Source organism: Spirillospora sp. NPDC047279, assembly GCF_040643285.1.
In the GTDB taxonomy this organism is placed as follows: Bacteria; Actinomycetota; Actinomycetes; order Streptosporangiales; family Streptosporangiaceae; genus Spirillospora.
The window spans coordinates 36,906-61,745 of sequence record NZ_JBEYUA010000011.1 but is presented as its reverse complement, the minus strand read 5'-3'; the positions used below and the strand labels follow the sequence as shown (position 1 = coordinate 61,745).

17 protein-coding genes, 1 pseudogene and 1 riboswitch are annotated in these 24,840 nt (G+C 73.2%); of the genes and pseudogenes, 12 read left to right on the top strand and 6 right to left on the bottom strand.

Translation table 11 applies throughout. The annotated features are described in order from the left end of the window. Positions 1 to 41 precede the first annotated feature (41 nt). Complete coding sequence (locus ABZ810_RS27355; protein WP_358407969.1) at positions 42 to 2,885, top strand: transglycosylase domain-containing protein; 2,844 nt, start codon at positions 42 to 44, stop codon at positions 2,883 to 2,885. Between the two features lie 104 nt (positions 2,886 to 2,989). On the opposite strand, the gene ABZ810_RS27350 is transcribed toward ABZ810_RS27355, so the two are convergent. After that, positions 2,990 to 3,373 (bottom strand): hypothetical protein, encoded by a 384-nt coding sequence (locus ABZ810_RS27350; protein WP_358407967.1) that lies wholly within the window; start codon positions 3,371 to 3,373, stop codon positions 2,990 to 2,992. 50 nt (positions 3,374 to 3,423) lie between these two features. Then, positions 3,424 to 3,539, top strand: a riboswitch (SAM riboswitch). A gap of 45 nt (positions 3,540 to 3,584) precedes the next feature. Between ABZ810_RS27350 and ABZ810_RS27345 the strand changes: the two genes are divergently transcribed. Both ABZ810_RS27345 and ABZ810_RS27340 read left to right on the top strand, forming a co-directional pair. After that, positions 3,585 to 4,976 carry an aminotransferase class V-fold PLP-dependent enzyme gene (locus tag ABZ810_RS27345; protein WP_358407964.1) on the top strand — a complete coding sequence of 464 codons (1,392 nt, stop codon included), beginning with the start codon at positions 3,585 to 3,587 and terminating at the stop codon, positions 4,974 to 4,976. 191 nt (positions 4,977 to 5,167) lie between these two features. Next, positions 5,168 to 7,012, top strand: a pseudogene (locus tag ABZ810_RS27340) (SseB family protein); the annotation flags it as partial. 225 nt (positions 7,013 to 7,237) lie between these two features. Here ABZ810_RS27340 and ABZ810_RS27335 read toward each other — a convergent pair. Next, entirely contained in the window at positions 7,238 to 7,450 is a 213-nt protein-coding gene (locus tag ABZ810_RS27335) for a hypothetical protein (protein WP_358408495.1), read from the bottom strand. A gap of 744 nt (positions 7,451 to 8,194) precedes the next feature. Between ABZ810_RS27335 and ABZ810_RS27330 the strand changes: the two genes are divergently transcribed. From ABZ810_RS27330 to ABZ810_RS27320, 3 genes are all read left to right on the top strand, one after another. Further along, entirely contained in the window at positions 8,195 to 9,376 is a 1,182-nt protein-coding gene (locus tag ABZ810_RS27330) for an SseB family protein (RefSeq protein ID WP_358408492.1), read from the top strand. Beyond that, entirely contained in the window at positions 9,373 to 9,741 is a 369-nt protein-coding gene (locus ABZ810_RS27325) for a hypothetical protein (protein WP_358407962.1), read from the top strand. Before ABZ810_RS27330 ends, ABZ810_RS27325 begins: the two co-directional genes overlap by 4 nt. 124 nt (positions 9,742 to 9,865) lie before the next feature. After that, positions 9,866 to 10,873, top strand: a complete 1,008-nt coding sequence (locus ABZ810_RS27320; protein ID WP_358407959.1) for a hypothetical protein — start codon at positions 9,866 to 9,868, stop codon at positions 10,871 to 10,873. A 61-nt stretch (positions 10,874 to 10,934) separates the two neighbouring features. Here the strand turns inward: ABZ810_RS27320 and ABZ810_RS27315 are convergent, their stop codons facing one another. Further along, positions 10,935 to 11,753, bottom strand: a complete 819-nt coding sequence (locus ABZ810_RS27315; RefSeq protein WP_358407957.1) for an RNA methyltransferase — start codon at positions 11,751 to 11,753, stop codon at positions 10,935 to 10,937. A 53-nt stretch (positions 11,754 to 11,806) separates the two neighbouring features. After that, positions 11,807 to 12,844, bottom strand: coding sequence for an endonuclease/exonuclease/phosphatase family protein (locus ABZ810_RS27310; protein WP_358407955.1), 1,038 nt, complete (start codon positions 12,842 to 12,844; stop codon positions 11,807 to 11,809). 256 nt (positions 12,845 to 13,100) lie between these two features. On the opposite strand from ABZ810_RS27310, the gene ABZ810_RS27305 reads away from it, so the two are divergent. The 3 genes from ABZ810_RS27305 to ABZ810_RS27295 all read left to right on the top strand — a co-directional run bounded on the left by ABZ810_RS27305 (position 13,101) and on the right by ABZ810_RS27295 (position 19,266). After that, positions 13,101 to 15,596, top strand: a complete 2,496-nt coding sequence (locus ABZ810_RS27305) for a substrate-binding domain-containing protein (RefSeq protein WP_358407953.1) — start codon at positions 13,101 to 13,103, stop codon at positions 15,594 to 15,596. A 457-nt stretch (positions 15,597 to 16,053) separates the two neighbouring features. Beyond that, entirely contained in the window at positions 16,054 to 17,553 is a 1,500-nt protein-coding gene (locus ABZ810_RS27300) for a sigma-70 family RNA polymerase sigma factor (RefSeq protein WP_358407950.1), read from the top strand. A 228-nt stretch (positions 17,554 to 17,781) separates the two neighbouring features. Beyond that, complete coding sequence (locus ABZ810_RS27295; protein ID WP_358407948.1) at positions 17,782 to 19,266, top strand: sigma-70 family RNA polymerase sigma factor; 1,485 nt, start codon at positions 17,782 to 17,784, stop codon at positions 19,264 to 19,266. Positions 19,267 to 19,326: 60 nt separating this feature from the next. On the opposite strand, the gene ABZ810_RS27290 is transcribed toward ABZ810_RS27295, so the two are convergent. Then, on the bottom strand, positions 19,327 to 20,412 hold the full coding sequence (locus ABZ810_RS27290) for a phosphotransferase family protein (RefSeq protein ID WP_358407945.1): 1,086 nt from the start codon (positions 20,410 to 20,412) through the stop codon (positions 19,327 to 19,329). Between the two features lie 428 nt (positions 20,413 to 20,840). Here ABZ810_RS27290 and ABZ810_RS27285 point away from each other — a divergent pair, with 428 nt between their 5' ends. After that, positions 20,841 to 21,512: a hypothetical protein gene (locus ABZ810_RS27285; protein ID WP_358407942.1), complete on the top strand. Its 672-nt coding sequence runs from the start codon at positions 20,841 to 20,843 to the stop codon at positions 21,510 to 21,512. Positions 21,513 to 21,530: 18 nt separating this feature from the next. Here the strand turns inward: ABZ810_RS27285 and ABZ810_RS27280 are convergent, their stop codons facing one another. Then, the gene (locus ABZ810_RS27280) at positions 21,531 to 23,063 is read right to left on the bottom strand and encodes a PLP-dependent aminotransferase family protein (RefSeq protein WP_358408489.1); all 1,533 of its coding nucleotides are present in this window, start codon (positions 23,061 to 23,063) and stop codon (positions 21,531 to 21,533) included. 118 nt (positions 23,064 to 23,181) lie between these two features. On the opposite strand from ABZ810_RS27280, the gene ABZ810_RS27275 reads away from it, so the two are divergent. Together ABZ810_RS27275 and orn are read left to right on the top strand one after the other, a co-directional pair. Beyond that, a complete protein-coding gene (locus ABZ810_RS27275) occupies positions 23,182 to 23,847 on the top strand; it encodes a pyridoxamine 5'-phosphate oxidase family protein (RefSeq protein ID WP_358407940.1) in 666 nt (221 codons plus the stop codon). A gap of 351 nt (positions 23,848 to 24,198) precedes the next feature. Then, entirely contained in the window at positions 24,199 to 24,801 is a 603-nt protein-coding gene (gene orn / locus ABZ810_RS27270; RefSeq protein ID WP_358408487.1) for an oligoribonuclease, read from the top strand. Positions 24,802 to 24,840: the final 39 nt, after the last annotated feature.

The window sequence follows — 24,840 nt, the reverse complement described above, 5'->3', positions numbered from 1 at the left end:
CCCTCGGGTATCGTCGGTAACGAAAGAATCACGGGGGGCTAGTGAGCAGTAAGGGAAAGAGCCCGGAGGGCGGCAAGCCCACCGGGCCCGACGACGTGAATCCCGACAAGGACGCCGAACCGTCGGCGACCGTGGCCGTGTCCGAGAGCGAATCCGCGTCGGCGTCCACGCCCGCGACCAACGGCGAGAGCAACGGCAGGAGCGACGCGTCCGCGGACGAGGTCGCCGGGACCGCCGCCGCGACCGGAGCCACCGACGAGGCCCGGTCCACGGACGACGCCACGGACGACGCCACGGACGTGGCCGCGAACGAGCCCGACGCCGACGGCGGCGCCGAGGTTCCGGCCAAGGCCGAGGCCAACGGCGACACCGACACGGCCGACGCCGCGAGCAAGGCCGAGCCTGCCGCGCCCGCCGCCAAGGCCGAGGCTCCCGGCAAGGCCGAGGCACCCGGCAAGGCTGAGGCAGCCGGTGAGGCAGGGCCGCCGGACAAGGCCGAGCCCGCGAGCCAGGCCGAGACTCCCGGCGAGACTGAGACTCCCGGCACAGCTGAGGCCGCCGGTGAGGCCGAGGCCCCGAGCAAGACCGAGACCGCCGGTGAGGCCGGGGCTCTGGGCATGGCCGCCGCGGCCACGACTCCGGTCGGCGGTACCGGCAAGGCCGAGGTCGCGAGCAAGGCCGAGCCAGCCGCCAAGGCGGGCGGCGCGGGCAAGGACGGCGGCGCGGAAGGCGCGGGCGGCGCGGGCAAGGGCGGCGGCTCGGGGAAGAAGCAGCGCAGCCGGCCCGCCCGGTACGCGCGGCGGGCCGCGTTCACGGTGCTCGGGCTGATCGGCTTCGGCATCGCCGCGTTCGCGATCGCCTACCTGTTCACGCCGGTCCCGTCGCCGCAGGAGTCCGCGGTGGCGCAGGGGCCGAGCTTCTACTACGCCGACGGCAAGAGCCTGATCGCCAAGACCGGCACCAACCGGGACGCCGTCGAGCTCGGCAAGGTGCCCGAGAACGTGCGGGCCGCGGTGATCGCGGCCGAGAACCGCAGCTTCTACGAGGACCCCGGCGTCTCGGTGAAGGGCACGGTGCGGGCGTTCTGGTCCACGGTGAGCGGCGAGCAGCTCCAGGGCGGCTCCACCATCACCCAGCAGATGGTCCGCAACTACTACGGCGGGATCGGCACCGAACGCTCCGTCTTCCGCAAGCTCAAGGAGATCATGGTCTCCCTGAAGGTCGGGCGGGAGAAGGACAAGGACTGGATCCTCGAGCAGTACCTCAACACGATCTACTTCGGCCGTGACGCGTACGGCATCCAGGCCGCGGCCAAGGCCTACTACGGCAAGGACGTCAGCAAGCTGAACGCGGCGGAGGGCGCCTACCTCGCCGCGGCGATCCAGCAGCCGACGCCGTTCGGCAACCCGACGTCGACGCGCCGCCCGGCCGCCGAGGCGCGCTGGCAGGCCGTGCTCGGCAACATGGTCCGCGACAACGCGATCACGTCCGCCGAGGCGGCGCAGATGACGTTCCCCGTCCCGGACAAGCAGAAGATCACCGACGTCCTCAAGGGCCAGAACGGCTACATGGTCAACGTGGCCAAGAAGGAGCTCCTGGAGCGCCGCGGCTACACCGAGGACGAGATCAACCGCGGTGGGCTGAAGGTCGTCACCACGTTCGACAAGAACCTGATGAACGCCGCCAAGGAGGCGGTGAAGTCCAACGCCCCCAGCGGCATGAGCAAGAAGATCCGCACCGGGCTGGTGTCGGTCGACCCGAAGACCGGCCAGGTGGTGGCGTTCTACGGCGGCCGTGACTACCTCGACGAGGCGGGCAGCAGCGCGTTCTGGGACCTGGCGCAGGCCGGGTCGGGCTTCAAGCCGATCGCGCTGGCCGCCGCCCTCGACAACGGCAAGTCGTTGTCGGACTCCTACGACGGCAGCTCGCCGCAGTACTTCAGCGGTCACCCCGTACGGAACGACAGCAACAGCCAGTTCGGCACCATCAACCTGGTGACGATGACGCAGAACTCGGTCAACACCGCGTACGTCAACCTCGGCCGCGACATCGGCAACGACAAGATCGCCGAGATGGCGGAGAAGATGGGCATCCCGGCGTCCCAGATGACGTCGGCGCAACGTTCGGCCGCCACGTTCCCGCTGGGCGTCATCTCGGTGCACCCGGTGCAGCAGGCCGGGGTCTACTCCACGTTCGCGTCCGAGGGCGTCTACCGCGCGCCCTACACGGTCAAGTCGGTCAGTGACGTCAAGGGCGACGAGAAGGACTTCACCGAGAAGGGCAAGCGCGCGTTCACCCCTCAGGTCGCGCGGGACGCCACGTACGCGATGAGCAAGGTCGTCCAGAACGGCACGGGCACGGGCGCGCAGCTGTCCGACGGCCGCGACGTGGCGGGCAAGACCGGCACGACCGACGAGGGCCGGGCGATCTGGTTCAACGGCTTCATCCCGCAGATGGCGACGTCGGTGGCGATGTTCCGCAGCGACGGCAAGCCGCTGTCGATCCCGGGGTACGGGGTGTACGGCGGCCAGCTGCCGGCGCAGATCTGGAACTCGTACATGTCCGACGCCGTCAACATCAAGAACTTCGACATCAAGGAGTTCGGCAAGCCGTCGGAGTTCACCGGCGGCTACGACGGCACGCCCGGCAACCGTTCGTCGGACATCCCGTCGGCCCCGCCGTCCAACAACACCCCGACGCGGCCGACGCAGCCGACGGACCCGGGCACGCAGGACCCGGATCCGCCGACGGGAGGTCCCGGCGACCCGCCCACCGAGCCGACGGAGCCGGGCGACCCCGACGACCCCGGCGACCCGGACGATCCGGGCGGCGGAGGCGGCGGTGGCGGAGGCGGGAATCTGCTGCGGCCCAACGCCGACGGATAGCCGTTCCGCCGGACGCCGGAAACGCTGATCGCGACGAGAAAGGGAGCTCGGCCCACCGGCCGGGCTCCCTTTTCGTACGGGTCGTCAATAACGCCGCGGGAGTTTCAGGAACAGGCCTTGCCGATCCGGTCCGGCGTGCCGGACATGGCGGAGTTGAGTTGTGCGGCGTCGCCCGTTCCGACACTGGCCGCGGCCGTGCGCAAGCGCTTCACCTCGTCGTCGAGCGCCTGCTTGAGTTCTTTCTTCTCGGCCTTCTTGGCGAGCGCGTCGATTCGCCCGGCGAGTTGTTCGGTGGCCTGTTTCCATTGCGCCGAATCGTCCGCCGACGCCACTCTCACCTGGGCGATGTACTGCTGGTAGGCCTGCTTGGTGTCGCCGCAGATCTGGCCGGTGTTGCCGTTCCCGCCCAGCAGCCCGCACGCGCCCAGGCCGAGGAGCAGCGCCCCGCTCCCGGCGGCGGCCCGCGCCGCCCGTGCCCCGTTTCGCATCGCACCCTCCCGCTTGATCCCCGCAAGTATCCGCATATACTTCCGCACTAGGTCATGAGTGCCAGCGTCAAGCCCCGGCTTGCTGGCCGGCAACCCTTCGTCCGCGATGGGGTGCCCCGGGTGAAGACCGGGCCGTGCGCGACACCGCGTGCGGCAAGCGCGGGCCCCGGCCGATGCCTTGAGGGTCCATGGATCCCGAAAGGTCTTCCGCATGCACGCCGCCACGCTCGTCCCCTCCACCTCCACCTCCACCTCTGACTCCGGCTCCGCCGCGCCCGTTCCGTCCAGCCGTACGCGGCGCCCCGCCGCGGTGGCGGCGGCCCCCGCACGGCCGGCGCCGCTCAGCGTCGTCGGAGCGGACGCGCAGGTCCCGCTGAACGACGGCCGCAGCGTCGGCTACGCCAACCTCGACTACGCGGCGAGCGCGCCCTGTCTGGAGGCGGTGCAGGAGGCCATCACCCGCGCACTGCCGTACTACAGCAGCGTCCACCGCGGCGCCGGATACGCGTCCCAGGTGACCACCGAGGCGTACGAGAGGGCGCGCGAGACCGTGCGGTCGTTCCTGGGCGCCTGGTCGCGCGACGCGGTCGTCTTCACCCGCAACACCACCGACGCGATGAACCTCCTCGCCCACGCCGTCCCGGCGGGCACCACCGTCGTGGTCTTCGAGACCGAGCACCACGCCACCCTGCTCCCGTGGAAGCGCGCGGTGCGGCTGCCCGCGCCCGCGAGCCCGGCCGAGGCGGTCTCGGCCGCCGACCGGGCGCTCGCCGAGGCCCCTGGGGGCCCGCGGCTGCTGGTCGTGACGGCCGCCTCGAACGTGACCGGCGAGGTGTGGCCGATCGCCGACCTGGCGGACGTCGCGCACCGCCACGGCGCCCGCATCGCCGTCGACGCCGCACAGCTCGTCCCGCACCGGCCGATCGACATGACCGCGCTCGACCTGGACTACGTGGCCTTCTCCGGCCACAAGCTGTACGCGCCGTTCGGCGCCGGCGTGCTCGCCGGCCGCGCCGACTGGCTGCGCGCCGCCGGGCCGTACCTCAAGGGCGGCGGCGCCAGCGCCGCGGTGTCCGACCGCGGCGACACCGCGCGGTGGTCCGCGGACGCGGCGCAGCGCCACGAGGCCGGAACCCCCAACGTCCTCGGCGTGATCGCGCTCGCCGCCGCCTGCGAGGCCCTGGCGGGTGCCGGCTGGGAGAGCCTCGCCGCCCAGGAGGAACGGCTGCTGGCCCGGCTGCGGCGCGGGCTCGCCGCGATCCCCGGTGTGCGCGAACTCACTCTGTGGGAAGGCCCTAACCCCCGGGTCGGAATAGTGTCCTTCGTCGTGGACGGCTGGAACGCGCGCGATGTGGCGCTTACGCTGTCGGGTGACTACGGGATCGGCGTCCGGGACGGAAAATTCTGCGCTCATCCGTTCGTCCACCACCTGCTGGGCGCCCCGGCGACCGGCCAGGAGGACGAGGGTGCCAAGGGTGAGGGCGGGTGCGGGGGTGGACAGTCCTCGGCGGTGCGCGCGAGCTTCGGCGTCGGCACCACCGACGAGCACGTCGACCGGCTGCTGGAGGCCCTCGCACGCGTCGCGGGAGAGCCGCGCGGCTGACGCTCCGGCGTGTCCGCGCTGCCGTCCGGCCGGCCCTCGCAGAAGGATGGGCCGGTCGGCGCCGGGTCTCGTCCACAGACCGCCGATCGGGCGCTTTGGTCCTGTTCGCCCATGTAGCGTAGGCAGGTCCGTAAGTTGCCCGCCGGGGCCCGCGGGGCAGGTTCGCAGGTCGCGGGTACAGGGGCGGCGGGATGGGTAAGCGCAGCAAGACACAGGGGGTGGCAACCGTGGCCGACGCGTGGCGACCCACGTCGGATCTCGAGCGCCGGCTGCATGAGGCGGTGCGTACCGGGGACCAGGAGACGTACTTCCGGCTGCTCGCGGAGAGCGAGCTGGTGATCCCCGTACCACCGGACCTGATCGACGACGTTCTCGCCAACGAGGCCCAGCCGACGTGGCCGACCCAGGACGAGGACGGGCGCACCCACGTGCTCGTCTACACCTCGCCCGCGTCGATGCGCGTCTGCCTCGGACCGGCGTACCAGCACTTCCTGAAGCTCAAGTTCGCCGACCTGGCGGACGCCTGGCCCGACCCCCGCTGGTGGCTGGCCATCGACGCGCCCGCCCACGGCGCCGCCGGCCACGCCGCGCCGATCCCCATCGAGGGACGGCTGCCCGCGTGGTTCATCAAGCAGCTCGGCGAGGGCGACACCAAGCCCCCCATGGCCGGCCGCCCCGCCATGGGCGCCCCCGACCCGGCGTCCGCCAACTCGGCGGGCAACCCCGCCGCGGGCCCGGGCACGTCCCACGGCGACGCCCCCGCGCCACCCGGCGGCGGCGCGCACGCCGCTCCCCCCACCCCCGCCGAGGGCGCCCACGCCGCCCCCAGCGGACACGATCTTGGCGGCGGCCACGCCGCACCCGGCGAGCTCGCCGCTCCTGGCCAGCACGCCGCACCCGGCAGCGGACCCGCGTCTGGCGGCCACGCCGCGTCACAGGACCCCGGTGCACCCCAGCAGCCCGCCGCCGCTTCGGCAACGCCCCCGCCCCCGCCCCCGGACGCGACCCTGACCGACCTTCCGGCGGTCACCGACGCCGCCCTGGCGGGCACGCCCCCGACCGCGGGACCGCCGCAGCCCGCACCCCCGGACGCCCCCGGCGGCCCGGCGGATTCCCTGGTCGCCCCCACGAGCGGTGGCGAGCCCGCGACCAGCGGCCCGTCCCCCGACGAGACGCTGGTCGACACCCCGGCCGTGACGGACGACGTTCCCTGGGAGGAGCTCCAGGATCAGCACAAGGAGCTTCCGCGCCAGCAGCGCCGGCAGGACTTCCGTCCGGCGAACGACGTCGAGCGCGAGCTGCTCCGTGCCGCCGCGCAGAACGATCACGATCTCTTCCTGCAGACGCTGGCGGACGCCGAGGTGCTCCTGCCCATCCCAGAGGACATGGACTACAGCCTCCGTCCGGGGCGCCAGGGCTTCCCCTGGCAGACGGGCGAGGCCGACGGCGCCCCGTTCGTGCCGATGTTCACCTCTCCCGAGCGGCTCATCGAGGCCGCGGCGGCGGTGGGCACCGGCACCGACTCGATCTCGCTGCCGTTCACCGTGGCCATGCGCTACCTGGGGGATCCGCGCTGGGCGCTGGCGATCAACTCGGGTTCGCCCGCGGGCGGGACGATCCACGCTCAGCAACTGCCGGGCCTGGCCAAGTGGGCCGACGAACGCGCCGCCCGCCGCCTCGCCGAGCACTTCGAACCGCAGAACGACATCGAGCAGCGCTTGTTCGAGGCCGCCCGGCGCCGTGACACCGACGCGTTCTTCAAGATCCTGCTGGGCGCGCAGGTCCTGGTGCCCGCCGACGCCGACACCCCGTGGGGCATCCCGCCCGAGGACCAGGCCTTCCCCTGGCGCCCGGTCCTGGTCCACGGCCAGGCGTCGGTTCAGGTCTTCACGTCCCTCAAGTGGATGAACGAGGCGATCGGCTCGTCCCGGTTCGTGATGCCGAGCCTCCTGGAGATGGTGTCCGCCTGGCCGGACGTCGAGTGGACGCTGGTCATCAACCCCGGCACGCCCATCGACGCCACCATGCCGGGCGAGCAGGTCCGCGCCCTCAGCGGCCCGCCCCGCACCCCGGCCGAGGCGCCGACGCCGGTCGCCGACCTGGCGCAGGCCGCCGCGACACCACTCGCCAAGTCCCCGCCACCACCCGACTCGTCGCAACCGGGCGCGACCCTTCCGCCCGGCGCACAGCAAGACGGCGCACGGCAAGACGGCGCACACCCGGCCGCCCCCCAGCCGGGCGGCGGCCTGCCGGGCGCTCCCCTACCAGGCGCCGGTGAGCCGAGCATGCCCGCGGCAGGCACCGCGCAGGCAGGCAGCCCGCAGCCGGGTACGTCGCAGCCAGGATCTGCGCGACCGGATGGTGGACAGCCGGGCCTCCCCCAGCCAGAAGCCACTGAGCCGGGCCATGCGCGACCGGGCGCCGCGCAGCCAGGCGCATCGCAGCAAGGGTCCGCGCAACCGGGCAGCGGACAGCCGGGCCTTCCCCAGGCAGGCGGCGCCGAGACGGGCGCCGCGCAGCCGGGCGGTGGGCTGCCGGGGGCGTCCCCATCAGGAGCCGCTGAGCCGGGTCTGCCCCCGGCGGGCCCCGCGCAGGCAGGCGACCTGCAGCCGGGTGCGTCGGGGCCAGGAGCCGCGCAGCCCAACACCACGCAACCGGGCGGTGGGTTGCCGGGTGCTCCCCAGCCGGGAGCCGGTGAGCCGGGCGTTCATCAGCCGGACACGACGGCGGGGGGCTTCCCGCGGTCTGACGCGGCACAAGCGCTCTCGCCGCAGTCGGACATCGCTCCGCAACCAGGTGCGTCCCAGCCAGGCACGCCGCACACCGGCACCGCGCCCGCGCACCACGGCATCGCGCCTCCGGGCTCGCCACAACAGGACTCCACGCCTCCGGGCGCGTCCCAGCCGGGCGAGCCACATGCGGGTGCCGCGTCCGCGTACCAAGACGTCACGCTTCCAGGCGCTCCGCAGCAGGGCTCCGGGTCGCCGGGCGCGCCGCCGCCCGGACACCAGGACGTCACGCCTCCAGGTCCGCAACAGGGCTCCGGGCTGCCCGGCGCGCTTCAGCCGGGCTCTCCGCAAGCGGGCGCCGCGCCTGCGCCCCAGGACATCGCACCTCCTGGTGCTCACCAGCCGGGCGTCGTTCCGCCGGGCTCGCCACAGTCCGGCGCGTCCCAACCGGGCACGTTGCGGCCGGGTGAGTCGCAGCGGACTACGGATGTGCCGCTGCCGGGGGATCAGCCGGCTCGGCACGACGCCACCGCGGAGCCGCGCGGGCCCGGTGCCGAGGAGCCGGAGTTCGAGCCGGGCAACCGGATCGACCAGGAGCTCTACGAGGCGGCGCTGGCGGGTGACTCCGACGCGTTCCTGCGCGTTCTGCTGGCCGCCAACGTGCTCGTGCCGATCCCGCAGGACGCGCCGCTGGAGGTCACGCCGGTCCAGCGCGAGTTCCGCTGGGACGCGGCGCTGCGCGGCGACTCGGCCGTGCAGGTGTTCACGTCGCTCGTGCGGCTGCGTGAAGTGCTGCCGGAGTCGCGGTTCGTCTACGCCGACTTCCGCGAGCTCATCGGTTCCTGGCCGCACGAAGACTGGGCGATGCTGCTCAACCCCGGCACCCGGATCGGCGCGTCGCTGCGCGGCGACCAGGTGACGGCGCTGAGCGAGTGGGCGATCCGGGTCGGGCTCGTGCAGCCGCGCCCCGAGGTGCCGGTACCGCCCGCGTCGCGGCGCGAGCCGGACGCGCCCGCGCGTACCCCGGCGGCCGAGCCGCCGCCGTCGTTGCAGCAGCCTGAGCCCGAACCCCTCGAGGCCGTGGACGGGCCCGCGCAGCCCTACCGCACGCGCCCCCCGATGCCGACGCCCGAGGCGGACCTGGCGTCGCAGCCGACGGTGATGCAGAAGGTCGTCCCGCACGGCCACGTGGGCTGGTACCTGGAGCAGGGCTACGACCGTGTGGGCGGCTTCGTCTACCCGACCGCGGACGTGGCCGACCTTCAGACGCCGGTCCAGCTGTACGAGGCGCTCGGGCTCCTCTACGACGACTCCCCGTTCGCGATGGGCGACGAAGGCGTCTACGTGATCCGCTGGCCCGCGTACTGCGGCAGCCTCTACCGCATCCCGTTCGGCGGGCAGAGCGAGGAGGAGCTGGAGGCCTGGGGCGAGGCGGGCTGGGTGATCGAACGGCCGCCGTTCGGCGGTGGCGGTTTCGCGCCGGGCAGCGCGGGCTCCATCCGCGAGTACAAGATCGACAGCGTCCGGCTCCCGTACGGGGCGGAGATGTACTACCTGGGCCTGGACCGGTCCGAGCGGTTCGTGGCGATGTACGACCCGGACCGGCTCGCCTGGTTGCGCCCGCAGGAGGAGACGGCCGGCGGCCCGGACCGTTCGGAGGCCGCGCAGTGATCCGCGACGGCTATGTCGCCCGCTGGCTCGGCCGCGAGTTCGAGGCCGCGCCGGGCGCCGACGGCGACATCCGGCTGTACGCCGACCAGCCGACCGACGGGTTCGAGGAGATCCGGCCGGGCCGCTACCGCCGGATCGTGCCGGCGCACGAGGTCGAGGAGCTCCGCTACATCCGTACGACGTGCACGTGGCACGGCGAACGGTTCGTCATCGTCGGCGAGCACGAGGGCTGGCTGCGGGTCGAGTTCGCGGGCGGACGGGCTCCCGCGGCCGCCCGGCTCGGCCTGGACCGCGTCGACCACGGGGTTTGGCAGGCCTGGGCTCCGCGCACCGAGATCGAGGATCTGCGCGAGGAGTTCATCTGATCGAAATTACGCCGACATGGGGTTGATTGATCATTAGATCCATGTTCGCATGGCTTGGGTGGCGACCCCTGGGGTAGTGGGAGCCTCGAACTGTCAACGATGACGCGACGGAGGTGCGGGGGCTGTGCTCTCCCGATCGGCAGGGAAACCGATCCTCGTTGGGCTGAGCGCCGCGGCCCTGGTGGCCGCGGGTGGCGCGACCGCCTGGGCGGCCGACCCGACCACGTCACCCTCGCCTTCGGACTCCGCGACCCCCACGCCCACCCCCACCGAGCCCAAGGGCTCCCTGAAGGTGCTGGTCACCAGCAAGGCCGACGGCCCCAAGCCGGGGACGAAGGTCGAGCTCCTGACCACCATCACGGCGGTCGACGCCGACGTCGCCGACGTCAAGGTCACCGCCGCGAAGGTGAGCACCGCCAAGGCCACGCTGGGCGGTGCGTGCGTCGAGGCCCCCTTCGCCGGCGCCGCCTGCAACGTCGAGAAGCTCGCCAAGGGCGCCACTCACACGTTCACCTCGACCGTCACGCTGGACGACGGAGTGAAGGTGAACACCCCGGTCACCTTCACGATCACGGTCGACGGCGCCGAGCTGGACCCGATCAGCGACGCGCTCACGGTCACCTATGTCGTGCCGAAGGATCCTCCCAAGCCGACGCCGAAGCCGACGCCGTCTCTGACGCCGGGTGAGGGCGAGGGGCCGTCGGACGGCAAGAGCGGCAAGGACGACGACGGCTCCAGCAGCGGCGGGTCGGGCTCGGGGTCGGGTTCCAGCGGGTCGGGCAGCGGCTCGTCGGGCGGCACCTACGTTCCGCCGTCGCCCAACGGATCGTTCAACCCGAGCGCCCGCAGCCCACAGGTCGCGCTGCCGCCGATCGCGCAGCCGTCTCCGGCGGTCGCCGCGCCCCCGGCGCCGCCGACGCCCAACAGCCGGCTGCGCGGCAACGAGCGTCCGGTCGCGCAGGACCTCACGTTCGAGCGGATGGCGAGCACGCAGATCGCGTGGCTGGCGGCGCTGCTGGTCGTGATCAGCCTGCTGCTGACCCAGATCCGCCTGGGCCGCCGCGGGGTGGCCGTGCCCGTCCGCCCGCGCGGCACGCATCGCCGCCCGCGCCGCGGCGTCTTCGCCAAGTGAGCCCCGCCGGGTCCGCCCGGCAACGCCTCCGCCAGGATCACCGCCGCCGGCAGGGCCTCGGTCAGGAGCGCATCAGGCCGTGGCAGGCGATGGCGCCCGCCGCCACCACGTTGAGCGAGTCGACTCCGCCGGCCATGGCCTCGGGGCTCATCGGGATGCAGACGGCCTCGTCCGCCGCGTCCAGCCAGCGCGACGAGAGCCCGTCCCCCTCCGAGCCCAGCATGAGCGCCACCCGTTCGCCCATCGGCGCCTTGTCCAGGGGCACGGCCGCCTGGTCGGGCGTGAGCGCCAGCAGCCGGAACCCCGCCGAGCGCAGCGTGCCGAGCCCGTCGTGCCAGTTGCTCATGCGGGCGTACGGGATGGCGAACACCGCGCCCATCGAGACCTTGATCGAACGCCGGTAGAGCGGGTCGGCGCAGCGCGGCGACAACACCACCGCCCCGACCCCGAGCGCCGCCGCGCACCGGAACAACGCCCCGACGTTGCCGTGGTCGACGAGGTCTTCGAGGACGAGGACGCGGCGGGTGCGGGTGAGGACCTCGTCGACGGCGGGGAGCGGGAGGCGTTCGAGGGAGGCCAGGGCGCCGCGGTGCACCTGGAACCCGGCCACGCCCTCGACGGTGGCGTCGTCGGCCACGTAGACCGGGACGTCGGGGAGGGCGTCGAGCAGGTCGGCGAGCGGTTCGGCCCAGCGGTGCGCCATCAGGAACGCGCGGACGGGGAACCCGGTGCCGACCGCACGGCGGATCACCTTCTCGCCCTCCGCGATGAACAGCCCGTGCTCGGCCTCCAGGCTCTTGCGCAGGTTGACGTCGCGGAGCCGTACGAAGTCGGCGAGACGCGGGTCGGCGGGGTCGGTGACGTGGACGAGCTGGGCCATCCCCCAATTGTGCCGGGCCGGTCGGGCCCGGCGGTCAGGGCCGGCGGGGCCGGTCAGGGCAGGCGGAGCTGGGCGAAGACGGCGCGATGGTCGCTGCCGCGGATGTCGTGGACCTCGACCTTCTCCACAGCGCAGCGGCGGTCCGCCAGGATGTGGTCGATCGTGATGCGCGGCCGGGGTTCGCTGGTGCCCCAGGTCGGGGTGAGCCCTTCGCCGGCCCGGTCGGCGGCGTCGGCGTAGCCGCGGCCGAGGACGTCGCGCAGGCTGGCGTGGTCGAGCGTGGCGTTGAAGTCGCCCGCCAGGATGCGCACCGGCTGCGCGGCGGCGTCCGCGCCCGCGGCGCTGCTGGGCGGCCGGGCCGAGGGCAGGACGTCCAGGTCGCGTTTCCAGACGCGGTGGGCGGCGGACGAGATCGGCGGGACGGGGTGGACCGCGGTGACGCCGACGCGGCGACCGCCGGGGAGGGCGACCTCGGCCTGCGGCATGGCCATCTGGGTTTGGGGCAGTGGGGGCAGCTCACGCAATGGGTGACGCGAGTAAAGGCCAGATCCGGCCGCGCCCCAGCGGGCGTCGAGGACCTTGTGGGGCAGGAGCGCGCTCAGCCCGGCCTTCTCGTACACCTCGACGGCCTCGGGCGGGAGCTCCTGGAGGCTGAGGACGTCCGCCTGGGTGTCGCGGACCAGTTCGACCAGGTGGGCGGCGTCGGCCTGGCCGAAGAGCAGGTTGGCGGTCAGGACCCGGACGACGGGCCCGCGGGCGGACGGCTGGTCGCCGCCGAAGGCGCGCGGGAGCACCGCGACCAGCAGCACCGCGGCCACGGCGACGGCCCCGACGGCCGCCCACCGGCGGCGCAGGACCAGGGCGAGGACGATCGGGACGGGCGCCGCGGCGGCCACGTACGGGGTCAGGGCGAGCAGCGGCGCCGCGGGCACCTCGATCCCCGGTAGACGATCACCGCCGAGCAGCCTGACCAGGGCCCACAGTCCCCAGGCCGCCACACCGGTCCAGGCCAGGACCGTTCGCCATCGACCTTTTCTCGCGCCGTCGCGGGCCACCGTCCCCGCGGCCGGCTCAGTGGTCGTCTCCCCCACCGGCACAGCTCCCCTCGACCGGGCCGCGGTGGCCCATACCCCCTAGATCTACTGACGTTCGGGGCCCTCGCCGAGTTGCCGCGCCGTGTCATGAGGTCTCCGGCCAGGTGGCAGGGGGTGAGGTACAAAGCATGAGTTATCAAGACGTACGCTCATGACCTGCGCCATTATCAGATTTGAGTTCTTTGTAACCTCCGGGTCGTACTACTACAGTGCCGGGGAACATCGACGGGTTTCTGGTGAATCGAGGACAGCCGTGAGCGGACGTCATCGCAACGACTTCCCTGAGGGGACGCCGGGTGACGGTGGGTTCGACCCTTCCAGGCCGGTCTTCGGCCCTGCGAACGACGGGTCCTCCGACTGGTTCGCCGGCCGCGACGGCCGTCCCGGCACGCCCGGCGGTGGCAGCGGTCCGTACCCCCAGCCGGGTGGTGCGAGCGGACCGTACCCCCAGCAGGGCGGCGGCCTGAGCGGCCCGCATGCTCAGCAGGGCGGCGGTGTCAGCGGCCCGCACGCGCGCCCGGGCGGGACCGGCCGGCACCCTGCGATGCCCGGTGACACCGGAGCACAACGTCCGCCGAGCGCCTCCGGCAGTTCTGAGACCCCCGAGTGGTTCACGCCCCGGCAGTCGTCCGAGCACGGTGTCTACGGCGGCGGCACGGGCGCCGCAGGAGCCGTCGGCGGCGCGAGCGCCTCGGGCGGGTACGGCGGCGGCTCCGACACCGGCGGTTACGGCGTGGGACGTCCCCCGTCCGGCCCGCCGGGCCCCGGCGGCCCCGGCGGCCAGGGCCGTCCCGGCGGCGAGCGCGGCCCGGCCGCGGCGTCCGGCATGGGCGGCGCGAGCGGCTCGTACGGTGATTACGACTCGATCAGCAGGTCGGACGAACGTCCGACCGGATTCTTCGGCGGCCGCGCGGGCGGTTCCGGCGACTCGGGCGGCTACGGCGGTCCGGGCGGGCCCGGAGGCTCGGGCGGATCCGGCGGTTACGGCGGCGGCAGCGGCGAGTACGGGCGCCGCCGCAAGAAGCGCAGCGCGACCGCGCTGATCGGCCCGATGGCCGGTGCGGTCGGCCTCGCGCTGCTGCTCGGCGTCGGCGTCTACGCGTTCGCCGGGAGCGGCGGCAGCTGCGGTGAGGGCGACGACTCGCTCCGGCTGGACGTCGCGGCCGCCCCCGACGTCGCGCCCGCGGTCCTCAAGGCGGCCGAACGGTTCAACGGCGCCCGGCACAAGGTCGGCGGCAAGTGCGTCACCGCCAAGGTCGCCAAGACCGAGTCGGCCGCGGCGGCGACGCTGCTGTCCGGCCAGGGCGTGACGGGCGGCGGCAACCAGCGTCCCGACGTGTGGATCCCCGACTCGTCCCTGTGGACCTCGATCGTGCGCAGTTCGAGCAAGGGCAAGGAGACCATCACCCCGACCAAGACCTCGGTGGCCTCCAGCCCCCTGGTCGTCGGGCTCCCCCGCAGCCTCGCGCTCCAGCTCAAGCAGCAGGGCGTCACCGCGACCCCGTCCTGGGACAACCTGCTCAAGGCGGCCGGCGGCGTCCCCGGCGGCGCGGTCACCAAGAACCAGATGATCCCGGCGAACGCGATCAAGCTGCTCGTGCCCGACCCGTCGCGCAACTCGGCCGGGATGGCCGGGCTGATGGTCACCAGCATCCTGCTGACCAACGACCCGAACCAGAGCGAGATCTTCACCGGCATCGTCCGTACGGTCCGCGAGAGCACCGTGCCGACCGTGAACGCGCAGTACACGCAGTTCCGCAAGGGCCGGACGAGCAAGCAGCCGGTCGCGCTGTCGTCGGAGCAGGCGCTCTTCGCGTTCAACAAGCGCAACCCGGCCGAGCCCGCCCAGGCGCTCTACCCGGTCGAGGGCACGCTCTCGATGGACTACCCGTTCACCGTCACCAGCGGCGACGGCGACAAGCAGAAGGCCGCGCGGCTCCTCGAGCAGGCGATGAGCACCGAGAACACCCGCAACGACGTCCGCGCGCTGGGCTTCCGCACGCCGGACGGCAAGGCGCCGAGCGGGTTCACCGAGGCGATGGGCGTCAGCCCGGCGCGTCCGCGCCAGCTGCCGTCGCCCAGGGACGCCGACGTCCAGAAGGTCATGCAGTCGTGGTCCCGGCTGTCGCTGGGCCTGCGCATGCTGACCCTGATCGACGTCTCCGGCTCCATGGCGGAGATGGTCGGCCCCAACACCAACCGCCTCCAGGCGATCGCGCAGATCTCCCAGGGCGGGCTGAGCATGATGTCCGACGACACCGAGCTCGGCCAGTGGCTGTTCTCCACGCGCATGCGGGGCAAGCAGGCGTACCAGGAGTCGGTGTCGATCGGCCCGCTGGGCGAACGGGTCGGCTCGGGCACGCGGCGCGGCATGGTGCTCTCCACGCTCAGCCAGATGAAGCCCAAGCCGAACGGTGACACCGGGCTCTACCAGACGCTCATCGCCGCCTACCGGGAGATGAGCAAGACGTTCAAGCCGGAGTTCGGCAACTCGATCCTGCTGCTGACGGACGGCAAGAACGACGACGTGGACGGGCCGACGCTCGCGCAGACGCTCAAGACCCTCAGGGACATGAAGGATCCGAACAAGCCGATCCAGGTCAACATGATCGGTTTCGGCAAGGGCGTCGACCGCAACGAGCTGGATCAGATCGCCAAGGCCACCAACGGCAGCGTGCAGGTCGCGCAGACACCGCAGGAGATCTCCAAGATCTTCCTCCGCATGTTGTCGCGCCGGATCACGCAGTAGTCGAGATGAGCGGCGGGCCCCGGGACGACCTCGTGTCACCGGGGCCCGCTGCCGTTCGGGGGGCCGCCGCGTGGGGACGGGGCGGGAGCGCGCGGAGTGACGGCCGCGCACGCTTGGTGACGCGAGAGCGGCCCGGAGGAATTCGGGGATATTTGTTCGGAATCCGTGTCAACCGGGCGGCCGGGTCGCTCGTCAATCTAGGTGGAGGCCCGACGGGGAGCGGGGCCGTCGGGCCTCCGCATCACTTCTCCCTTGCTCCCATGGCGGGGGAAGATCAGCCCATCCGGAACGGCCCGCGGGGCGGTTCCGGCGGGACGGCCCGGTCGAGGGCGCGGTCCCGGGCGGGGGCGGCTCCCCCGGGAGCCGGAGAGCACGACCACTTCCTGAAACACGGCGCTCCTGAGGCACGGCTTCGTGGGCCGTGCCCGCCGACGTCTCAGCACGCGGGAGGACCCACGTGTCCGCATGGCCCACGCTCGACCGGCAGGACGACCAGCGCCTGGCCGAGTCCCTCGCCGACGGCGACTCCGACGCCCTGGCGCACATCGTCGACCGTTACTCGGCACGCCTGTACGACTACTGCCACGCGCTGCTGCGCGACCAGGAGTCGTCCGCCGGGGCGCTGAACGACGCGTTCCTCGCCGCGTACGCCCACATCGGGCGGCTGCGCGAGCCGGACCGTTTCCGGAGCTGGCTGTACGCCCTGATCCGGAACGAGTGCCTGCGGCGCCTGCGCGACCCCGAGCGGCCCACCGAGCGCGTGGAGGCCCCCGAGGTCGAGAACGTGTTCCTGGACGCCGGCGAACGCGCCATGCGCCTGGAGACGAGGCAGCTCGTACACAGCGCCTTGTCGGGGCTGCGCGGCCGCGAGCGCGAGGCCCTGGACCTGCTGATGCGGCACGGCCTGGACCCGGCGGAGATCGGCGGCGCGCTCGGCATGGGCGCGCAGGAGGCCACCGACCTGGTGGCCCAGGCGCGCCGGCACCTGGACGACGCGCTCGCCGCCGCGCTGATCGCCCGCGACGGCCGCGACGAGTGCCCGAGCGTGGCCGCCCTGGTGTACGACGGGCAGTGGCCGCTCACCCCGGCGGTGAGCCGCAAGCTGATCCGGCACATCGAGACCTGCCCGACCTGTACCAACCGGCGCGACCGCAACGTCTCCACCGGCCGCCTGCTCCAGGTGCTGCCCATCGCGCTGATGCCGCCGGACCTGCGCGGCCGCATCCTCCAGGGCGCCTTCGTGCCGGCGCTCGCGGACGACCTGGCGTTCATCGCCCAGCGCGCCGAGCCGTTCGACACCTGGGGCTGGCCGATCCCGCTCGAGCAGCCCCGCCAGCGCGACACCCGGCGCCGCGGCAAGCCGCCGGGCCTGCTCCCCGCCGTCGCCGCGGCCGCCGTGGTGATCCTCATCGTGGCGGGCGCGTTCATGTGGCTGCCCGGCGGCGGCAGCGACAAGGCGGGCGCGAAGGGAACGGCCCCCGCCACCTCCGCCCCCGACCCCTCCGAGGAGCCCACGACCGAGGAGCCCTCCGAGTCCCCCGAGCCGACGGAGTCCGAGGAGCCCACCGAGTCGCCGACCCCCACCCCTACGCCGACCCCCACGACGTCCTCCCCGAGGCCCAGCCCGACCCCGTCACGGACCCGCTCCCCCCGTCCGTCCTCCACGCCGACCAAGGCCGGGAGCCTCTCGGTGGGCGGCTGCTCCATCCCCGCGGGCGACACGTCGTGCAGCTTCAGCATCAGCGCCTCCGGCGGCCCCGTCATCTGGATCGCCGGCGGCAACGGCGTGAGCGTCTCCCCCGGCGCGGGGCGGCTCCCCAAGGGCGGCTCGGCGACCGTCACCGCGACCCGGCAGGGCGAGTGCACCGGTGAGGGCGGTTCGGGCAGCGTCACCTTCTCCCCCGGCGGCAAGAGCGCCGGCATCAGCTGGACCTGCCCCGCGGGAACGGGGAACTGACCCGCTCGTTCCGGAGCCCGTGGTGATCAGCGGGGGACGGTGGGTGATTCTCACCACAGTGGTCACTTACTGTTGATCAAGCAGTGGTGATTCCCTACGCTCCGTACCCCTTCCGACACACAGATCCCACAAGAAGCAGAAATCTCCTGAATTTGGTGGCAAGATCTGGCAACCAGAGTCCGCCGGCGATCGTCGGCGGATCCCGGGGGGCTCCCAGAACACCAACCCTTGGAGGACTCTGTGGCCGGCGGCTCCGGTCCCGGTCAGTTCGACGATCCACGGCTCGCGGGCGCTCTGCGCGCGGGCGACGTCATCGCGCTGACCGAGGTCTACGACACCTACGCGCCCTTCCTCTTCGACTACTGCCACGGCCTGCTGCGTGATCGGGTCGAGGCGGCCGGGGCGCTGCGCAACTGCCTGATCGCCGCTCGCGAGCACGTCGGGGGGTTGCAGGAGCCCGAGCGGCTCCGCGGCTGGCTGTACGCGATCGCGCGCAAGGAGAGCATGCGGCGGCGGGACGACCCGTCCCGCCACAGCGGCCAGGAGGCCCCAGAGGCCGAGGACGGCGATCTCAGCACCGAGCAGATGTCCCGGCGCACCGAACGCCGGGCGCTCGCCCACAGCGCCCTGGGGGCGCTCTCCGGCAGGCAGCGCGAGGCCATCGACCTGGCCGTCCGCCACGAGCTCGACGCGGTCGACCTGGCGGGCGTCTTCGGCGTCTCCACGGCCGAGATGGAGCACCTGCTCGGCGAGGCCGAGGCCGACCTCGACGCCTCGCTGCGGGCCGCGCTGATCGCCCAGAACCACTGGGAGGACTGCCCCAGCGTCTCGGCCCTGACCGAGTCGTGGCCGCTCTCGCCGCAGACCGCCAAGTCACTCGTCCGGCACGTGGACAGCTGCCCGACGTGCAGTTCGCGGGACACGCCGCGGCTGCCCGCCGACCGGCTGATGGCCGTCCTGCCGATCGCGGCGATCCCCGGCGACCTGAGGCTGGACGTGCTGACCGCGGCGACCAACGCCGAACGTGCCGGAGCGCGGCGCGCCGTCGCCGCCCTGGCGGAGCCGTTCGACGAGCGCGGCTGGCCGGTCCCGTACCGTCCGGGTCCGGTGCGGCGCGAGCGCGAGCCGTCCCGCAGGAACGTTCCGCTCATCGCCGCCGGCGCGGCCGTCGCCGTCATCGCGCTGATCGCGCTGTCGCTGACCGTCCTGACCGGCGGCGACTCGGGCGCCGACGCCGCCGGGTCGCCGTCGTCCACCGGCGCGAACGGGTCGCCGGACGGTTCGCCGTCGGGCGGGCTCGACGAGTCGCCGCTGCCGACGGAGTCCTCGCCCGGCGAGTCGCCGACGCCGACCACCTCGAGCCCGACGCCGAGCAGGTCGCCGTCCAAGTCGCCCTCGGCGACGCCGACGACCCGCTCGCCCTCACCGCCGCGCACGACGCCGCCCGCGCCCCGGCCGGGCACGCTCAGCGCCTCCGGGTGCGACATGAACCTGAACGAGTCGTGCACGGTCCGCATCACCGCCGTCGGCGGGGCGGTGACCTGGCGTGTCACCGGCACCACCAACGGGCTCAGCGCGAGCGGCTCCGGCCGCCTGAGCAAGGGCGAGTCGGTGGGCGTCACGGTGGCGCGCCCCGACGACCTGTGCTGGGGCGGCAAGACCGGAACGGTCTCCATCTCGCCGGGCGCCGGCGCGCAGGTCTCCTACTGCTGACCCGAAAGCCGGCAGGGGCGGGGGCGCCCACCAGGAGACCGCCCCCGCCCCTGCCGCCCGTCACCAGGCCGAGCGGGTGTCCAGGACGTGGTGGGCGCGGTTCACCAGGACGGGGACCGCGTCGCCGATCTTGTCGAAGCCCTCGCCCACGGTGGCGTTCTGCAGGAAGCGGGCGTGGATGCCCTCGAGGATGACGGCGAGCTTGAAGCAGGCGAACGCGACGTAGAAGTCGAGCTCGCCCAGGTCGAAGCCGGTCAGCGCGGCGTACCGCTCGGCGAACTCCTTGCGCGTGTGGAAGCCGGGCGCGGAGGTGATCGTGGCGCCGACCGGGAGCGCCTCGGGGTCGGCGGCCTCCGCCCAGTAGACGAGCGTCAGGCCCAGGTCGGACAGCGGATCGCCCAGCGTCGACATCTCCCAGTCGACCACCGCGGCGATCTCCGGGCGGGGCTCCAGCCGGGCGAGCGCGTTGTCCAGGCGGAAGTCGCCGTGCACCAGCCGCGGCGGCCCGTCGGCGGGGAGGCGCTCGGCCAGGCGCTCGGTGAGCCTGGCGTACTCCGGCACGTCGTGGGTCGCGCCGGCCGTGCGGATCGCCTCCTGCGAGGAGTCCCACTGCTTGCCCCAGCGCTTCAGCTGGCGCGCCATGTATCCGCTGGGCCGCCCGAAGTCGCCGAGCCCGACGGCCTCGACGTCCACCAGGTGGATCGCCGCGAGGGCCTCGGCCAGCCGGTCGCTCAGCCGGCCGGCCTGCTCGGGCGTGATCTCCGCGGCCTCCTCGCGGGTGCGCAGGACGCGTCCCTCGACGAAGTCCATGAGGTAGAAACGTGCGCCGATGACGTCCTCGTCGTCGCAGAACGCCAGCGTCGTCGGCACCGGTACGTCGCTGCCCGCCCCGAGCGCCGACAGGACCTTGAACTCGCGGCTCATGTCGTGCGCGGTCGGCAGGACGTGCCCGAGCGGCGGCCGCCGCAGCACGATCCGGCGGCCGTCCGACAGGGTGATGCCGTAGGTCAGGTTCGACCGTCCGCCGGCGATGAGGTCGATCGCGGCGATCCGTCCAAAACCGGGCAAAGTGCGCGCCAGCCAGTCCGCCAGGCGGGGGACATCGATGCCGGGGACCCCGGCCGGGAGTTCAGCGTCAACGGTCATGACGCCCTATTAGAACGTGACTCGGTCTCGGCTGTGAAGGCCACCCCCTGGTTGGGATCGCCCGGCACGGAATGTAACTCCCCGGCCACTTCCGGCCGACCTCGGGAAGTTCCCAACCCCCTCTTGATCACCCTCCCGACCTGGGCGGACACTCTCAGCCAGGGCGCACGCTCCCAGGTTGTTCCCAGGAAACCCCGGTCACGAGGTGGATTCGAGCAGCAGGAAGGGTACGCATCTGCATCGACACACGATCAGACCGGTATCTAGCGGACTGGGCGTGTGATCGCCGTCGAAACCAGCCCACGGCGGCAGGCTGGACTTCAGGGTTCCGCCGGGCTTAGAACATGAGGACTAGACCATTCGGGGCCCGACCGCCCGATTGGGGGGGACGCACCGTGGCAGACGCATGGCTGCCGGGAGCCGGACGCATGCCGGCAAAGCACGACGGTGGAGCGCTGAGGGGAGGTGCTCCCCGCGTCACCTGGTTCTGCAGCGAGTCCGACCCGCGCACGGTCTCGGCCCGCTCCGTGGCCGCCGACCTGCTCCGGGAAGGCCGCGCCGCGCATGTGGTGTGGAACCCGTGCTCCGGCGAGATCATCCAGTGCGTGCCCGCCACCCGCGCGGCCCCGCTGCTCGGCTCCGTGGGCCATGAGGGACGGGTGTGCATGCAGATCATGGTCGTCGGCCAGGCCCGCGACCCGTTCACCAACACCCTGCTCACCGGCCTCGACGCGATCATGCGCTGGCTCGACTCCTGGGGCGTCACCCGGCGCTGGCCCGCCGGCCCGCCGCTCCCCTCGCCGCAGTCGTACCACTCCAGCCGCGACCGCAGGGAATGGGCCCGCGGCGGCCACTTCGGCAGCTCGCAGGTCCCCGGCACCGGCCGCCCGGACCCCGGCGGCATCGACATCCGCCGCATCACCGGCCCGGACACCCCCGTCGCCGCCATCCCCAAGCCGCGCCGCGCCGCCGAGGAGCCCGCCCGGCCTCCCACCCGGCTCCACCGCCCCGCCGACCTGGTCCGCGCCGTGGCCGACCCGCCCACCGACACCGCCCGCCCCGCCGACTCCGTCCGCCCGGTCGAGCCCGCCCACCACTGACCCCGGCCACCCGCCGGGTCAGGGGGACGCCAGCGCTCGTACGAGGGTGCAGGCGGTCCTCAGCTCGGTGAGCCCGGCCGCGGACCCGTAACCGATCACCAGCCCGGACACCTCCGGCGTGCCCATGTAGTGGCGTCCGACGGTGTCCAGGAAGACACCCTCGGCCGCGGCCTCGCGGACGACCCGTTCGGTCTCGGTGGCCGGCAGCTCGACGACGAGGTGCAGCCCCGCCGTGTCACCGCGCAGGGTCAGCCCCTCCAGCGACTCCGCGACGACCGCCCGGCGGCGCGCGTACTCGGCCCGCATGCGGCGGACGTGACGTTCGAGGTCACCACGTTCGAGCAACAACCGCAGCGCCTCCTGCGGCACGACCGCCGTCCGGTCGTTGAACGCCGCCCGCCGCGCCGCGATCGCCTCGAGCAGATCGGGCCGGGCCACCAGCCATCCGACGCCCATGTCGGACGTGAGGGTCTTGGACGTGGTCCCGAGGTAGACCACCACGTCCGGGTCCAGCCCGTACAGCGCGGGCAACGGCGCGACGTCGTACCGGAACTCACCGTCATAGTCGTCCTCGGCGACCAACGCCCCGGTCCGGCGCGCCCAGGCCAGCAGGGCCTGCCTGCGCGGCACCGGCAGCACCCCGCCCAGCGGGTACTGGTGCGACGGCGTCGTGTAGACGAGCCGCAGATCGTCCGGGAGCCCCTCCACGATCAGCCCGTGCTCGTCCACCGGGCACGGCACGAGTTCGGCGCCCCGCGCCGTGAGCACCGACCGCGCCTTCTGGTACCCCGGATCCTCGACCCCGACCCGGTCGCCGGGCCGCAGCACGGTCGCCGCGAGCAGGTCCAGCCCGTTCGTCGACCCCCGCGTGACCAGCAGCCGTTCGGCCGAGCACACGACGCCACGGCTGCGCCGCACATTGTCGGCCAGCAGCGTCCGCAACCCCGGCAACCCACGCGGATCCGGCCGGGCGGCCGGCGCCACCGTGGCGGACAACCGCCAAGCCCGCCGCCACGCAGGCGTGTCCAGCCCCCCGACCCAAGCCACCCCCGGCCGCAGGTCACCCCCGCCGCTCCCCTGCCGCGCCCCCACTTCCCCTGCTCCCGGGCGAGGATCCGTCCCGTGGGCCCTTGGCCGCGAATCCGCGCCGCCTGCCTCTGGCCCGCTCACGTGCGCCTCCGCCCCGGCCGCAGGCGGACCTGGGCGGCGGGCCAGGGCTTCCGGCCTGGTCGCAGACACACCTGGACGACGGGCCGAGGGGCCCGGCTTGGTCGCCGCTATCTGCCGGGCCGGGGGCGGGGCCTCATCAGTCGTGGGGGCGGGGTCCGGGGACGTCGGCGGTGCGGGGGCGATGTCGGTGACGAACGTGCCCGATCCGTGCCTGCCCTCGATCCAGCCCTCCGCGTACAGCTGCTCGTACGCCTCGGTGACGACCGTCCGGCTGACGCCGAGGACGCCGGCGAGCGCCCGGCTGGACGGCAGGCGTTCGCCCGCCGCCAGGCGCCCCTCCCGCATGGCGGCGCGCAGCTGGCGGGTGAGCTGGACGTTCATCGGCTCGTCGGTGGAACGATCGACCGTGAGCGGCAGGTCGAGGGTCGGCAAGTGGTCTCCCGGTTTCTGCACCAAGTGGCCCTACTGGCCAGGCCACTCTCCTCCTAGCGTAGGCCCCATGAACGCGACACCCCTGTCCTCCACCGACCGCACCCGCCTCGGCCGCCTCAGCGAGCGCGGGCTGACCGACCGTTCCGGCCTGTACGAGGTGCTCGACGGCGGGCTGATCTGCCACCTCGGTGTCGTGGTGAACGGCACGCCGCGCGTGATCCCGACGGGGTACGGGCGGGACGGCGACACCCTCTACCTGCACGGGTCGACCGGCGCCCGCAGCCTCATCGAGGGCCGCGGCCAGGAGATCTGCGTCACCGTCACGCACGTGGACGGCCTCGTGCTGGCCCGTTCGCTCTTCCACCACTCGATCAACTACCGCAGCGCGATCATCTACGGAGCGCCCCGTGCCGTGACCGGGGACGACGAGAAGCTCGCCGGGCTCCGCGCCGTCAGCGAGCAGCTCGCCCCCGGGCAGTGGGACGTGGCCCGCCGGCCCACGCGCAAGGAGCTCGCCGGCACCGCCGTCCTCGCGCTCTCGCTCGAGGAGGCCTCCGTCAAGGTCCGCACCGGCCCGCCGTCCGACGACGAGGAGGACTACGCGCTGGACGTCTGGGCCGGCGTCGTGCCCGTCCGCCAGGTGTTCGAGGCCCCGATCGCCGACCCGCTGCTGCGCTCCGGCATCCCCGTCCCGGCCCACATCGCCGATCGGGGCGCCGCGACGGCCAGGTGAGGACGGCTCCGGGGAGTCCCGATCATCTGGGTGGACGCCCATACTCGGGTCATGAGCGGTCAGCCCCCTCCGGGCCGGTGCCGCGACCCGCGGCGGCGATCTCGCGCTCCTCGTCGATTCACTCAAACCCGATGACGACGGCCGCATCCATGTCATTTCATCGGCTTCCCGACATCGCCGCGGACCAAGGTCGAGAAGCACTGCCGACCGGCGTAGCCTGTCTTGGTGTCCACGTTGACCAGGGCTGTGGGCGTGCTGCGACCCATGCTGCACTCTCTGCTGCGCCCTCGTCGGCCACGTGGGCGATGCGCGGACCTCAACACGGAGTTTCCGCAGGTGAGAGGGCACGGAGTGAACGAGCGGCTGGTCTGGATCGACTGCGAGATGACGGGGCTCGATCTACACAGGGACGCACTGATCGAGATAGCCGCGCTGGTGACCGACAGTGAGCTCACGATCCTCGACGAGGGCGTCGACGTGGTGATCAAACCACCGGAGGAGTCCATCGCCCAGATGTCCAAGGTGGTCCGCGACATGCACACCACCTCGGGCCTGCTCGACGTCCTCCCCGGCGGCGTCACCCTGGCGGAGGCCGAGGACACCGTCCTCCAGTACGTCCGCAAGCACGTGAAGGACGCCAAGAAGGCCCCCCTGTGCGGCAACTCGATCGCCACCGACCGTTCGTTCCTCGCCCGCGACATGCCCGCGCTGGACGGACACCTGCACTACCGCATGGTCGACGTCTCCTCGATCAAGGAGCTGGCGCGCCGCTGGTACCCGCGGGTCTACTTCGCCAGCCCCGAGAAGAAGGGCGGCCACCGGGCGCTCGCCGACATCACCGAGAGCATCCAGGAGCTGCGCTACTACCGCGCCGCCGTCTTCGTCGACCAGCCGGGCCCCGACTCCGACACCGCCCGCAACCTCGCCGCCGAGATCGTGGCCTCGTCCGGCTGAACGCCCCTCGCGGGGTGGCCATGCACCCTTCCGGAGGCG